This window comes from Actinomycetota bacterium, from assembly GCA_013152275.1.
Taxonomy (GTDB): domain Bacteria; phylum Actinomycetota; class Acidimicrobiia; order Spongiisociales; family UBA4744; genus BMS3Bbin01.
The window spans coordinates 1-14,105 of sequence record JAADGS010000035.1 but is presented as its reverse complement, the minus strand read 5'-3'; the positions used below and the strand labels follow the sequence as shown (position 1 = coordinate 14,105).

The following is a 14,105-nucleotide window of genomic DNA, read 5'->3' as shown; positions in this document are numbered from 1 at the left end:
ACAGCGATCGGAGCAGAAACCATGAAACTCATCAACGCCTGGATCGACGGAGGCTCTGTCACCACGACGCCGAGTCGCACGGGCCCGGTCTTCAACCCGGCAACGGGCATCCAAACCGCGGAGGTGGCGATGGCGTCCGGCGACGACGTCGCTCTTGCGGTCGCCGCGGCGAAACGCGCCTACGAGCCCTGGAGCAACTCGTCGCTGACACGCCGCCAGAACATCATGTTCGCCTTTCGCGAGCTCGTGGCAGAGAACCGGCACGAGCTGGCAAGGGCGCTGACCGCCGAGCACGGCAAGACGGTCGACGACGCCCTCGGTGAAGTGCAACGGGGACTCGAGATCATCGAGTTCGCCTGCAACATCGCCCACCTGCTCAAGGGCGACTACTCCGAACAGGTATCGACCGGAGTCGATACCTACATGATTCGACAGCCCCTGGGAGTCGTGGCCGGAATCACCCCGTTCAACTTTCCTGTCATGGTCCCGATGTGGATGTACCCCATCGCGATCGCCTGCGGGAACACCTTCGTGCTCAAGCCGTCGGAGAAGGACCCGTCGACGTCGCTGATGGTCGCCGAGCTGCTCGCCGAAGCGGGATTGCCGAACGGCGTGTTCAACGTCGTTCACGGCGACAAGGAGGCTGTCGACGCCCTGCTGACACATCCCGACGTCACGGCGATCTCCTTTGTCGGTTCAACACCGATCGCTCGCTACATCCACACGACCGGAACCGCCAACGGCAAGCGTGTCCAGGCCCTCGGTGGTGCGAAGAACCACATGATCGTGCTGCCCGACGCGGATATGGACCTGGCGGCCGATGCTGCGGTGTCCGCGGGTTTCGGCTCGGCCGGAGAGCGATGCATGGCGATCTCCGTCGTGGTCGCCGTGGGTAGTGCCGCCGATGTCCTGCTCCCGAAGATCCGGGAGAGGATCGCCGAACTGAAGATCGGTCCCGGTGACGAGGAAGGCGCCCAGATGGGACCGCTCGTAACTCGTCAGCATCTCGACAAGGTGGCGTCCTACGTCGCGGCCGGCGAGTCGGAGGGGGCAACCCTTGTCGTCGACGGACGTGATCTGCAGGTGAGAGGGTCCGAAGACGGGTTCTTCATCGGTCCGAGCCTCTTCGACAATGTCACGACCGACATGTCCATCTACACCGACGAGATCTTCGGGCCGGTCCTCTCGGTGGTGCGGGTCGATCACTACGAAGATGCGATCAGGCTCATCAACGACAATCCCTACGGGAACGGCACCGCGATCTTCACCAACGACGGTGGAGCGGCACGCAAGTTCCAGAACGAGATCCAGGTCGGGATGGTCGGCATCAACGTTCCTATCCCCGTGCCGCTGTCGTTCTACAGCTTTGGGGGTTGGAAGGACTCGATCTTCGGCTCGCACGCCATCTACGGCCCCGAAGGTGTCCACTTCTACACGCGGCCCAAGGTCGTCATCACCCGCTGGCCGGACCCGATCCACCGCGGCGTGGATCTCGGCTTCCCCCAGCACGACTGAGTCGATGACAGCAAGGAGCGAGCAACATGCTCGAGACCACCCACAAGAGTCATCCACGCGAGACGGCCGGCATCTGCCCGGCAGATTCCGGGAATGGCTCGTGCCCCGTAGAAGAGCTGCACGACCGGATGCCCGTCGTGCGCATGGCGCATGACGGGGACACGACGACCGCCGAAACACTCGATGCCCGCGGGGCCGGCCTCCGCACGGCACACGGTTTCGTCGCTTCAACCCGCGAGTCGATCCGGGTCATCCGTGAACGCTTCATGCTTCCCACCCCGTATGTGAGATAACCCGCGCAGTCAGGAGCCCAACAGCATGGTTGCCGACACCATCGAGCGACACGGCTTTGCAGAGGAGCTGGCCGTCGACGCCGGACGGTTGGCGTTGTCCTATCGGGGCCGGGACGATTTGGACGTCCGGTCGAAAGGTGTCCTCGACTGGGTGACCGAAGCCGACCTCGCGACCGAGCGTCTGATCCGGCGCCGGATCGCCCAAACCTTCCCGCATGACCGCGTCCTCGGGGAAGAAGGCGGCGACGTCGCCCCTCACACCGAAGCGGCACACGCCACATGGGTCGTAGATCCTATCGACGGCACGACCTGTTTCGTTTCGGGTCTGCCGAGCTGGTGTGTCTCGATTGCCTGTCTCGACGAGTCCGGCCATCCGTTCCTGGGCGTCGTACACGATCCCGGTGGAGCCGAGACGTTCTCGGCACTGGAAGGTCACGGGCTCACCATCAACGGTCACGGCGTCTCGGTCCCCGACAAAGGGATCACCGACGGGCTGGTCGGCGTGGGACATCCGCGCAACGCATCGGACGAGCCCACCCTGACGTTTCTCCACAGGCTCTTCGCCGCAGGGGGTCTGTTCTACAACTCGGGATCGGCCGCGCTCGCTCTCGCGTACGTCGCCGCCGGACGGCTGGTCGGATTCTTCGAATCGGACCTTCGCGCATGGGACGCTCTGGCAGGCGAGGTTCTCGTTCGTGAGGCGGGTGGCTGGTCGACCAGCTTCGTGCGCGACGGATCGCTGACCAACGGCAAGCCTGTGCTCGCGGCGAACCGGGGTGCCGCCGACGCACTCCGGGATCTGGCCGCGGACCTCCTCGAGGGGCACGGTCGCCCCGACCCGCACTGCGGACGGTGAATCCGCTGCCGGCGCGCCACCTGGCGTACCGACCGCCCGGGTCCAACTTGGCCGCAACCGCAGCTTGTTGCGTCGCGTCCCGCGTACGCGGGGTCCCCCGTCAGCTACCGGTCGTCTCGAGCCCGCTTCGCACCGCCGCCACCACGCGGGCCGCATCGGGGACGTACGCGTCCTCGAGCGGTGGGCTGAACGGGACGGGGGCGTGGGCACCGGTCACCATCCGGATGGGGCCGCGGAGAGCGTCGAAGGCGGACTCGGCCACGAGCGCAGCGATGTCCGTGGCGAGCGAGCAGCGTGGGTGCGACTCGTCCACCACGACCAGGCGTCCGGTCTTCTCCACCGAACTCAGGATGGTCTGCTCGTCGAGCGGGGAGTACGTGCGCGGGTCGATCACCTCGGCTTCGATACCTTCCGACGCGAGTACCTTTGCCGCGTCCAGAGCCGTGTGCACCATCTTCTGAACGCCGACGATCGTGACGTCGCTCCCCGAGCGGACGATCCGTGCCACTCCGAAGGGGATCGTGTAGGGCTCCTCCGGGACCGGTTCGTCGTACATGTAGAGACGCTTGTGCTCGATGAAGATGACCGGATCGGGGTCACGAATCGCGGCGATGAGCAGCCCCTTGGCGTCGGCGGCGGTCGAAGGTGCCACCACCTTGAGACCGGGAACGTGGGTGTAGAGCGAGTAGAGGGTCTGAGAGTGCTCTGCGGCCGCTCGAAACCCGGCGCCGGCGACGGTTCGCACGACCAGGGGGACAGACACCTTTCCCCCGTACACGTACCGAAGCTTGGCCGCATGGTTGAGAAGCTGGTCGAACGACGTCCCGATGAAGTCGACGTACATGATCTCGACCACCGGTCGAAGTCCCGCGATGGCGGCTCCGATCGCCGCTCCGACGAAACCCGTCTCTGCGATGGCGGTGTCCATCACCCGGTTGCGCCCGAACCGAGGGAGGAGGCCCTTGGTGACTCCGAACGGTCCGCCCCAGGCGTCGGCGGCTTCCGGATAGGTGTCGTCGCGTCCTGCTCCTCCGGCGATGTCCTCACCCATCAGAATCACCCTGTCATCGGCTGCCATCTCTTGCCGCAGTGCCTCGTTGATGGCATCTTTGATGTTGAGTCTTCGTGTCACGAGCTGCTCCTCATGCAGTAGGGGTGTACACGTCGGCGGTGACCTGGGTCAGATCCGGCCAGGGTGCACGTTCGGCTGCGTCGAACGCCGCGGCAACCTCCTCGGCGACCGTGCGCTCGATGGTGTCCAGAACGGTGGAGTCGACTCGGCCTGCCACGGATGCCCGGAACCTGAGCAACGGATCCCGATCACGCCACCAGGCCACCTCCTTCGGAGGCTTGTACGTCTGTGTGTCGCCCTCGTACTGTCCGCCATAGCGGTAGGTCATCGCCTCGATGAGACTCGGGCCCTCCCCGCCGCGGGCACGTGCGATCGCCTCCTCCCCGGCCTCCCGTACGGAGAAGACATCCATGCCGTCGACCTGCACCGAAGGGATGCCGTACGGCGCGGTCATCGCCGCCACCGATCCGGCAAGGAGGTGGTAGTCCACGGCGGTGGTCTCCGCGTAGAGGTTGTTCTCGCAGACGAAGATCACAGGACACTGAAAGAGACCTGCGAAATCGAGAGCCTCGTGCCATGCCCCCTGGTGGACCGCACCGTCGCCGAAGAATGCCACCGCCACCGAATCTCGACCGAGATACCGTGATGCGAGGGCCGCTCCGGTGGCGATGGGCAGACCTCCGGCAACGATGCCCATGCCGCCGATCATCCCCCGGGTCTGGTCCGCGACGTGCATCGAACCGCCTTTCCCACCACACACTCCGGTTGCCTTGCCGTAGATCTCTCCAGCGATCGCGTCGAGTGGGATGTCGCGGGCGATGGCGTGGCCGTGGTTGCGGTAGGTGGAGGTGAACCAGTCGTCCTCGCGAAGGAGCGGGATGATCCCGCACGCGACGGCTTCCTGCCCGGCGTAGGTGTGCAGGTATCCGTCGACCAGCTTGGCCTCGGCGACAGCACTCACCCGCGCCTCGAAGATCCGGATACGGACCATACGTTCCCACAACCCGGTGAGGGTGTCACTCCCAAGTGTCATCATGTATCTCTCCCCTGTGCGGTAGTCGCCGCCGGCGTGCCATGAGAGGCCCGCCGCAGCGATTCGTGTTGGTGATGGGCGGTCATGTCAGAGGGCCTGAACGAGATCCAGAGCGACCTCGAAGACCGCCTCGTTGGCGTCGTCGAGCCTTCGTTGTGCGGCCGGTTCGAGCGGATCGAGGAAGCTGCGCCCTTGGAGCAGCTCGTCCCACACGACGAGCATCGACACGGCCGGCATGTCGAAGTATCGGGAGACGGCCAACGTCGTGGCCGTTTCCATGTCCACCGAGAGGTACCCGGCATCGTGCCAGGCCTCGACCATCGCTCCGCTCTGGGCGAAGATGGAGAACCACGTCAAGTTCGTACCCTTGTGAACGGTGTGGCCCCGTGTCGTGAGCAGCGAACGTGCCCGATCGCTCCATTCGGGGTTCGCCGGTGTGTGGTCTCCGGCACCGTAGATCCGGGCGATGCCCTCCTGACACGCGGCCTTGTCCGGCACGACGACGTCTCCGGGTTGCAGCACGCCTTGCAGACCACCACAGGTTCCGATCTGTATCGCGAGGCGTGCACCGAGAGCCCCGAAGAGGTGCACCACCTCGACGGTTCGGGGTGCCCCGTAGGCGCAGCAGTAGACGACGGGCCGATCTCGCCATCGCCCGAGGAACATGTCGGGAAACGTCAGTTCACGGACGCCGTCGAGTGCGCCGAGCCTCCAGCGGGTTCGCTGCTCGCGCCACCACGAGCCCTCGCTGATGACGGCAATGGGCAGATCGTCATCGGGGAGCTGGAGGGCGTGCTGCCACGCATCGGGACTCATGTCCAGGATGGACCGTGCGGCGGACACGCCATCACTCATCGCGAGGCACGCTCGAGTCTGCGGAAGAAATCACGGAATATCGCGTCCCGATCGATGCCATGCGCCTCTCGCATCGGCCACTGCGACCCGGGCCTGGGTGACCAGCAGAGGTCGTCGTCGAGCGTCGGGGTCGGGATCACCGTGGTCGGTACCCATGTCGGCTCGATGAGCCAGGCCAGCGTGATCATGTCCCAGATCACCCAGGTTCGACCGAAGTGATCGCGGATTCCACGCTGCGCATAGATGGGATTGTCGACATAGAGATGGTGGAGGTAGTCACCTATCGCGCCACGTCCGCGAACCCATCTCTCCATTTCGGGAAGCGAGATCCGCAGTTGGGCCCCGATGTAGTAGCCCGGGAAGTAGACGAGCGGCACGCCGCTGTCGAACAGGAGTCGGGAAGCCGGAATGTCCTGCACGAAGTTGAGAGAGTGGGCGTTGGACTGCGGGCACCACGTCGGGTAGCCCGATGTCCAGAGAACCACGATCTTCTTGATGATCTCCGGCGCCTTGAGGATGGCGGACGCCACGTTGGTGACACAACCGATCGCAACGACGTACAGCGGATCGTCGCCGGGCGCCATGGCGAGTTCGATGAGCCGGTCGACCGCCGGGCTGTCGAGCGGCTCGTCCACAGACGGCAGATAGCCGTCCGACCCCCGAAACACCTTGCCCTCCGACGCCACGCCGGTCCGTTCGAACACCCGGAGTATCTCTTCGTAGCTGAGCTGCATACCTTCGTCGGGGCCGACGAACTCGAGCCGGTGAGGGTCGATGCCCGCCTCCCGCAGGCCGAGGACCCAGCTGCTGTAGGAGTCGATCAAGGCGCTTTCGGCCTCGGTCGTCTGCTGTTTGCCGTCGATGAGGGCCGCCGCCTCGAGGAGACCGTCACGAAGGTGCCTGAACGAGTATGGCTCCGCGAGCACCGCTTCTATCTCGAGCCGATCCGGGGACTGCAGCGCCCAGGCGATCGCAAACTGATCGTCGATCTCGTTCGCGGCATCCGTGTCGATGACGACACGGACCCGACCGGTCGGCGGCTCGAGGAACCGCGAGCGCAGCTCCGCCGGAACCTCGGGGAACACCGTCTTCATGGTCATTCGCTCCTCTTTCTCATCGCCTGTCGTTGGGTTTGCTGCTCACCGAAGACCCCTCGAACCGCGCTGTCCACGGTGTTGCGTGCCCCACGGCGATGTCGGTGAGATGTCGAAACCGTCGCTTCGCCTCGCGCGTTGCGTCGTCGGCGCCGGACCGGGTGCCGGCCACGAGGTCTTTCCATACGGTGCGCCCTGCCACGTATCCCGATGCGCCCGCCCCGCATGCGACCTCGAGTTGCCGTCCAAAGGTCTCGAAATCCTCGCCCGCCGACAGCAGCGTCCACGGCTTCGGGCTCGCGTCCGTGAGTTCGAGGCACGCGTCCCGCCATTCGTGTTCGTCCGACGACCCATCGATAGGAAACTCGAGTTTGAGAACGTCGACGCCCAGGGCGCCGATCTTGCGAGCCGCCTGAACGACGACCGAACGACGATCGGCCTGCAACGCGTGCGGCGTAAGCGGCTCCGCGAACAACGGAAGGCCGAGGCGTTCGCAGTCGGCCACAAGGCTCGATACGAATTCGTGCACGGCATCGGACGGCGAGAACGGGTCGTACAGGAACGAGCACTTGATCGCCGTTGCTCCAGACCTCGCGGCGCGAGCAACGTTCCAGTCCTCGAAGAGTCTTGGTGCGTTGTCGAGGGATGCATAGTCGCCGTCTTCCAGGGCGACCAGCAATCCGGTATCGCCGGGCAGCACATTCCCATCGATGATCGGGCCGAGGCCGAGAACGGGATCGATCAGCACGCCTGACGCAAGATCCGCGATCGAGTCGACGAGCCGAACCTTGATGGAGATCAGTTCCTGGCGCGTCATGGAGGCGGGATCGTGAGGACGGACGATCGACGAGAGTGCCCCTATGTGGTCGATCGCAAGGATCGCAAACACCTTCTCAGGCGTGGACATCACCTGGAGACCTCTTCGTTTCCCGAGCGGCAGGCCGCCTCGCGCATCGGGTTTGGCGCCTTCGAGTGTGACCGTCACATCGAGACCGATTTCTCGTCTGCGAAGGAAGTGGGGACCTCCTGGTCACCATCGACGGCGCTCGAGTCGTCCTCCACGATCCAGATGTGCTCGCGTGGGAGACAGAGATGGATTCTGTCTCCCTCGTCGACCCGGAGTGTCGCCGGACCCTGAACGTGCCATGTCGAGCCACCGATCTCCACGACGAGCTGTGTGAAGGATCCCATATAGATGAGTGAGGTCACCGTGGCCGGGACGACGTTGTTCCGACCGGTTTCACCCGTGACCAATTGAACTTCTTCGGGTCGGACCGTCAACACGACCGGCCCGTTTCCTGCCGGCACCTTGGATGAATCGACCTCGATGGCGCCCACCTCGGTGTGCACCGTCGAACCCGTGCGACGTCCTCTGAGGAAGTTGGTGTTGCGAAAGAAGTGGGCCACACCGATCGTTCGGGGACAACGGAAGAACGCATCGGGCGCACCAACCTGCTGGAGGACTCCGTCGAACATGAGGGCGACCCGATCGGCCAGCATCACCGCCTCCTCCTGGTCATGGGTGACGAAGATGGCGGTGATCCCCAGTTCGCGTTGTATGGAGCGAATGAGCTGACGCATCGTGATGCGCAGGTTGGCGTCGAGGTTCGCCAACGGCTCGTCGAGCAGGAGGACCTCGGGACCGACCACAAGAGCCCGGGCGAGCGCGACCCGCTGCTGCTGACCGCCCGACAACTCATGGGCCTTGCGCGTCTCCAGCCCGGGAAGCTCGACGAGTTCGAGCATCTCGCTCACCCGTCTGGCGATCTCGGCCTTGTCGACACCGGCCATCTTCAAGCCGAACCCGACGTTCTGGGCCACATTCATCGTCGGAAACAGGAGATGCTTCTGGAACATCAGTACGGCGCCGCGCCGCTCGGTCGGCACTCCGAGCACCGACCTGCCACCAAAGAGGACGTCACCCGACGTTGGCCGGATGAGCCCGGTGATCATGCGCAGTGTGGTCGTCTTCCCACACCCGGACGGACCGAGGAACGCCACCATCTCACCCGATTCGATGTCGAGATTGAGTTCTTGGACGGCAACGTGGTCACCGAATCTGCGAGAGAGCTGCCGAAGTGAAACGTCTGTCATAACTTTCCAAAACCTCCCATAACAGTGGACTCACGGCTGAGCTGACGCGACGTCATCACGAGCACGGCGACCGCTGGAGCGATAAAGACGAGGCTGATGGCCGCCGCGGTTGCATGGTTCCCCCCACTCAGGAACGGGAACAACACGAGCGGAAGCGTGATGAACGTGCCACCTCCGATCAGCAACGTCGTGACGTACTGACCCCACGAGATCAGGAAGGTGAACATGGAGGCCACCAACAGACCCGACGAGATCGCCGGCAGCGTCACATGGCGGAACACGCGCAACTTGCTTGCTCCCAGGGTTCGTGCGGTCTCTTCGAGGGCAGTGCCGTAGTTGGCGAAGACACTCGCCATGACGAGCACGAAATACGGGATCGCCGGTATCAGGTGCACGAGCGCCACACCGAACAGCGTCTCGGTCAGCCGAAGTCGGATGAAGATCTGGTGGATTCCCATCGTCGCCACGAGCGTCGGCACGATGATCGGCATGAGCAGCAGCCATTCGACGAGCGACTTTCCCCGAAACTCATGCTGTCCCAGCGCCCGCGAGGCCGGAAGCCCCACGGCAATCGACATGATCGTCACGAGCGCACCGACCTTGCTGCTGTTCCAGAGGCCCTCCAGAACTCGAGAGGAGTCGTTGGCGACGTAGGTCCAGGCCCTCATGCCCCACTCGGTCGGGAGCAGGTTGGGAAAGTTCCATCGAAATGCGAAGGACCACACGACGAGCGTTCCCATCGGGAGGACCACGATCAGGGCGATCGAGGCGACCGTGAGCCGGCGCACCCATCGTGTGGCCATCGACGGTGCCTCTGCGGGATCGACGTAGCTTTGCGGTTCGGCCGGCGGCGCCTCTGGGGACTTCGTGTCGAGTGTCACAGGATCACCTCACCGCATATCGGGCGAGGCGCCGGTAGGCCACGAGCAGTAATACCGCGACGACGGCGAGGATGATGCTGATCGCCATCGCCTCGGGTCTCAGCGCGAGATCGGGGTCCTGGTACTGGCGGTACGCGACCACGGGAAGCGTGGCCGGAAAACGCACACCCAGCAACAGCGGGATCTCGTAGTTGCCGAAGGTGAAGGCGAAGATGATGATCGATGTCGACAGGATCCCGGGCATGATGAGCGGCAGCAGCACCGAGAAGAAGCGCTGTCGCGCGTTGGCGCCGAGAGTTCGGGCCAGCTCCTCGTACTGCGGGCCGACACTCTGGAGAATCGCCAGTACGACGAGTCCGATGAACGGAACCTCTTTCCATAGAAACGTCAGCACGATGCTGATCCCGGCCCTGTCGAAAACGAGGGCCGGAAAGTCCGCAGGGACATTGATCAGACCGAGGGCGGCCAAGAAGCGGGCTATCAGCCCGCTCTGTGTGACGAGAAGGACGATCCCGCTCGCGGCAACGAGATGGGGAACCGGAAGCGGCACCTGAAACAGGAATGTTGCGACTCGGCTCCCGGCGAATTTCTGTCGGAGCACGAGGGTGAATCCCACCGCCAGCACACTCGACAGCACGGTGGTCACGGCGGCGATGCGGAAGGTCAGCCAAAGCGATTGGAGGAAGTTCTTGTCGGTGAACACCGAGAAGTAGTAGCGGAGCGTGAAATCATGCAGGCCGATCGCCGGAAAGTAGCCGAGGCTCTGTCCGAATCCGACCAGGAGACCACCCCCGAACAGCAGCACCACGAGACCGAGAGCCGGCGTCAACATCAACGGGATTCTGAGCCCATCTTTCACACGTTGGATGGTGTGTGGCCCGTTCAATCTGTCTCGTCTCCCTCGGGTTGGGGTGGGGGCGCGCCCGACGCGAGCGCGCCCCCACCGATTGGCGTGTTATTTCTCGAGGACGTTCTTGATCCAGCCCGCCTCCATGGCCGTCACCCAGTCACCGGCCGGCTCGGGCAGGGCGTGTGCGGTCAGCACAGAGGCCGGGAGCGTGGCGATACCGGTGCCGTATGACGCGAGGATCTCCTGATCCTTGGCCGGCCACGTCGTCGGATCGGTCGGGATCAGCCATCCCCACTGGTCCGGGTCCGCCATGATCAGCTGGAACTCCGGCGAGATGATGTAGTTGGCGAGGACCATCGCTCCAGCCGGATTGGGTGCGTTGAACGGGATCGTCACATAGTTGTTGTTGGAGAGGGTTCCCGTATCGAACACGAAAGTCCTGATCGATTCCGGGTAGCTCCCGTCTGCGATCTTCGTCGACGCACGCGCCGGGTTGTAGGTCATGTTGAAGTGGATCTCCTGGTTGGCCAAGAGATCCTGCATGGCCGCGGACTCCGGGTATGTCTCGCCGTTCCGCCACAGATTCGGCTCGAGACCGTTCAGGTACTCCCACACCTTGGGCGCATACTGATCGAACACGGACTGGTCGAACGCTCCGAGGAACGGTTCTGGACCACCGGCCACCCAGTAGAAGACCTGGCGGACGAACACGCTCCCCGTGAAGTCGGGTATCGCCGGATAGGTGAATCCACCGGGATTCGCCTCGACCCAGGCTTGGAGCTTCTCGAACGTGGTCGGTGCCTCGGACACGAAGTCCGTGTCGTACTCGAACACGAACTGGGCGTGACCCCACGGCGATTCGAGACCGTCGACCGGTTCACCGAAGTCGTTGGCGATCGCCGGATCGTCCCACGGGACGTACTTTGCGTTCGGCAGCGACTCCGCCCACGACCCGTACAGCAGCCCCGCACTCTTGAGCGTGCGGAAGTTCTCGCCATTGATCCAGATGAGGTCGACGGTGCCGTTGGTGTCGACACCCGCAGCGGCCTCATCGAGCACCTTGTTCACCGCGTCGGCGGTGTCCGTGATCGGCACGCGGTTCAGCGTGAGGTTGTAGCGCTCCTTGAGGACCTTGCCGATGTCGTTGTCGACGTCCGCGTTGAGCTTGTCGTTGCCACCCCACATGAACCAGTTCACCGTGGTGCCGTCGGCAGCCGCCAGCACCTCTTCCCATGTGGAGAATCCGGGAACGTCGATCGGCTCGCCGGATGGAGCCGTGGTCGTTTCGGCGGGCGCCGCAGTGGTTGTGACGTCATTGCCGCCCGATGTCGTAGTCGTTTGGCTGACCGCCGGAGCCGTCGTGGTGGCCGTCTCGCTGCTGGTACCGCACGCGGCGACCACGAGAGCAAAGGCGATCACCATCAGCAGGATTTTCCCGCCACTCTTGTGATGTATCATGTATTTCTCCTCCTTGCTACCAAGCTGGAGTGGTCCCGATCTCCCGGCAATTTCACCGCTTGGATCGGGGCTATGTCTGTGAGACCCTGTTGTCTCTTTCTCGGCTGTTAGACCGATAATCGACCTCCCTTCACCGTCAGACGTTCACCCCCTGTCGTTGTAGGTAAACCTTGTGAGCGACCCGGTCGACGGTTCTCATGCCGAGCCAAGCTGCAACTTCGAGCAGCTCGTCTGTGAGGTCACCCTGGGCGACGGCGTAGTGGTGCTCGTGCCCACCGACCATCAGAGTGTTCACGAGGTCGACGAGCTCGGTCGGTTCGCCGTTGAGCTCGAATCCGGTGAACCAGCCCCGGGTGCCGTCGAAACCCTTGACGTCGCGCTCCTCGATTCGGGCACGAACCACCAGTAACTCCGAGGCATCGTCACCGACGTAGGCGATCGTGGCATCCTGAGCCGCAAACACCTGATCGCCGGCGACGCCGTACGTCACCGACGACTTGCGGCCGAGGGTCGGATGGTCGACCCAGCGGATGCCGTCGGCGTCGGCGAAATGCCGGGGAGCGACTCCACAATGCCACATGAGCATCGATTCCGCCGCCGGATCCAATGCCGTCATGTCCAGCAGGGTCGACGACCCGGGGTTGTCGCTCAGCTCATTGAGCAGCAGCATCGAAAGCGCCCCGGGGACGTCGCCTTCACAGGACACGGGGAAACCGTCCTCGGATCCGAGCCAGCCATAGGCCATGCAGGGCGCAATGGCCATGATGTCCTGGAACTTCGGCCAGCACTGGACGGCGAGGGCCGCATACCCGTTCCTTCGCGCGAACTCCTTGAGCGCCAGGTACAACCTCGCACCCCGCTCCATGAAGTCGTCGCTCGTCAGCACCTCGGACGCCGCGGCGGCGAGTTCGGCGACAACGGTCCGGGCTTCGTCCCTGTCAATGGTGGCGGTGAGATCGACGATCTCCGAGAAGTCGTGAGCGACGACACGGGTGCCAAGGCGTGCGCTCACGGCTTCTTCATCGAAGTTCATGTTGTAGAAGCCGGGAGAGTTCCCCCCTATCCAACCGACCCGAGCCGTCGACATCGCCTTGATGGCACGGAGGGCTCGAACGGTGATCTCGAAGCGGCGAACGAACCGGTCATCGTCCACATGCCCGAAGAACCACTTGTACACCGGCCCTTGCGCACCCAGGTAGCGCCGGATGATCGATGTGTAATGGTTCACCGCAACAAGGGAGTGGATCTCGATCGGCCCCTCCTGATGAGGGTCCGGAGTTCCCCAGACGCCGACGCGAGGCACCACCGAGGCCAGCGGAGGGAGCAGTTCTCCCGAGGCCACCGTGGCACACTGGATCAGGAGATAGTCGATGTCTCCTGCCCTCAGCTCACCGGCGGCCTGCTCGGCGAGGGCGATGTCGGTCACTGGTCGCCGGATCGGTACGAGATCGAAGTCGAGGCGCTCCGACAGCGTCGTGAGACCGTCGATCGCCCGTTCGTACTGGTTGTACTCCTCGCCGAAGTACGAGGTGAATGCGACACCCACGTAGCCGATTCTCAGGCGTGGTCGGTCAGAGAGATTCACGTTCACCCTCTTCCTCGGTCCCGGCCGCAGCCGCCCACGCCTCGATGATCAACGCAACCGTGGTGGCTCCCGGATCCTGTATGCCAACCGACTTGCCTTCCGCATAGCGGGCGCGACCCAGCGAGGCGACCATCGTCGTGGTGGATGCCGCACCGCGGCGTGCCGCTGCTGCAACCCTGTCGAGTGCGGCGCCGATCGGGATATCGGCGATGGCGGCGGCTCGGCCGGCCCCGGCTGCCGGTAACAGGGCATCCATCATGGTCTTGTCGCCGGCGTGTGCGTTGCCACGCCGTGCGACCATCTCGGTACCTGCCTCGATGGCATCGGCGAGCTGTGCCGTACCGATCGTGGAATGACCGGCACAACTGAGAGCGGCAGACCGGAAGAAACTTCCGAACAGCGCCCCTGCAGCACCGCCCATCTCCTCGAAGAACGAGCCCGCAACCACCGACAGGACGTTCGTAGGCGTGGGATCTTCGAGTCGAGCCACCGCACGTCGGGCATGCCGAAGCGCCGTTG

The 14,105-nt window shown here is 64.1% G+C and carries 14 protein-coding genes; 3 read left to right on the top strand and 11 right to left on the bottom strand.

All coding sequences use genetic code 11. The features are described from left to right. Positions 1 to 21: 21 nt before the first annotated feature. From GXP34_06545 to GXP34_06535, 3 genes are read left to right on the top strand one after another with little or no spacing between them, the layout of a single operon-like run. Positions 22 to 1,515 (top strand): CoA-acylating methylmalonate-semialdehyde dehydrogenase, encoded by a 1,494-nt coding sequence (locus GXP34_06545; GenBank protein ID NOY55630.1) that lies wholly within the window; start codon positions 22 to 24, stop codon positions 1,513 to 1,515. Between the two features lie 26 nt (positions 1,516 to 1,541). Further along, entirely contained in the window at positions 1,542 to 1,808 is a 267-nt protein-coding gene (locus GXP34_06540) for a hypothetical protein (GenBank protein ID NOY55629.1), read from the top strand. Between the two features lie 25 nt (positions 1,809 to 1,833). After that, complete coding sequence (locus GXP34_06535; protein ID NOY55628.1) at positions 1,834 to 2,664, top strand: inositol monophosphatase; 831 nt, start codon at positions 1,834 to 1,836, stop codon at positions 2,662 to 2,664. Between the two features lie 100 nt (positions 2,665 to 2,764). On the opposite strand, the gene GXP34_06530 is transcribed toward GXP34_06535, so the two are convergent. The 11 genes from GXP34_06530 to GXP34_06480 all read right to left on the bottom strand — a co-directional run. After that, positions 2,765 to 3,796 carry an alpha-ketoacid dehydrogenase subunit beta gene (locus GXP34_06530; GenBank protein ID NOY55627.1) on the bottom strand — a complete coding sequence of 344 codons (1,032 nt, stop codon included), beginning with the start codon at positions 3,794 to 3,796 and terminating at the stop codon, positions 2,765 to 2,767. 10 nt (positions 3,797 to 3,806) lie between these two features. Next, positions 3,807 to 4,727 carry a thiamine pyrophosphate-dependent dehydrogenase E1 component subunit alpha gene (locus GXP34_06525; GenBank protein ID NOY55626.1) on the bottom strand — a complete coding sequence of 307 codons (921 nt, stop codon included), beginning with the start codon at positions 4,725 to 4,727 and terminating at the stop codon, positions 3,807 to 3,809. A gap of 129 nt (positions 4,728 to 4,856) precedes the next feature. Next, positions 4,857 to 5,624 (bottom strand): hypothetical protein, encoded by a 768-nt coding sequence (locus GXP34_06520; protein ID NOY55625.1) that lies wholly within the window; start codon positions 5,622 to 5,624, stop codon positions 4,857 to 4,859. Next, on the bottom strand, positions 5,621 to 6,724 hold the full coding sequence (locus GXP34_06515) for a hypothetical protein (GenBank protein ID NOY55624.1): 1,104 nt from the start codon (positions 6,722 to 6,724) through the stop codon (positions 5,621 to 5,623). Before GXP34_06515 ends, GXP34_06520 begins: the two co-directional genes overlap by 4 nt. 13 nt (positions 6,725 to 6,737) lie before the next feature. Next, the gene (locus GXP34_06510) at positions 6,738 to 7,703 is read right to left on the bottom strand and encodes a hypothetical protein (GenBank protein NOY55623.1); all 966 of its coding nucleotides are present in this window, start codon (positions 7,701 to 7,703) and stop codon (positions 6,738 to 6,740) included. Next, positions 7,700 to 8,812 carry an ABC transporter ATP-binding protein gene (locus tag GXP34_06505; protein ID NOY55622.1) on the bottom strand — a complete coding sequence of 371 codons (1,113 nt, stop codon included), beginning with the start codon at positions 8,810 to 8,812 and terminating at the stop codon, positions 7,700 to 7,702. Before GXP34_06505 ends, GXP34_06510 begins: the two co-directional genes overlap by 4 nt. Next, the gene (locus GXP34_06500) at positions 8,809 to 9,693 is read right to left on the bottom strand and encodes an ABC transporter permease subunit (GenBank protein NOY55621.1); all 885 of its coding nucleotides are present in this window, start codon (positions 9,691 to 9,693) and stop codon (positions 8,809 to 8,811) included. Before GXP34_06500 ends, GXP34_06505 begins: the two co-directional genes overlap by 4 nt. A 4-nt stretch (positions 9,694 to 9,697) precedes the next feature. Next, the gene (locus GXP34_06495) at positions 9,698 to 10,552 is read right to left on the bottom strand and encodes an ABC transporter permease subunit (GenBank protein NOY55620.1); all 855 of its coding nucleotides are present in this window, start codon (positions 10,550 to 10,552) and stop codon (positions 9,698 to 9,700) included. Positions 10,553 to 10,648: 96 nt separating this feature from the next. Beyond that, positions 10,649 to 12,001, bottom strand: coding sequence for an ABC transporter substrate-binding protein (locus GXP34_06490; protein NOY55619.1), 1,353 nt, complete (start codon positions 11,999 to 12,001; stop codon positions 10,649 to 10,651). 136 nt (positions 12,002 to 12,137) lie between these two features. Continuing rightward, entirely contained in the window at positions 12,138 to 13,586 is a 1,449-nt protein-coding gene (locus GXP34_06485; GenBank protein ID NOY55618.1) for a hypothetical protein, read from the bottom strand. Further along, positions 13,573 to 14,105, bottom strand: a 533-nt coding sequence (locus tag GXP34_06480; GenBank protein NOY55617.1) for a dihydroxyacetone kinase subunit L, incomplete at its 5' end; no start/stop codon positions are given. The genes GXP34_06480 and GXP34_06485, both read right to left, overlap by 14 nt.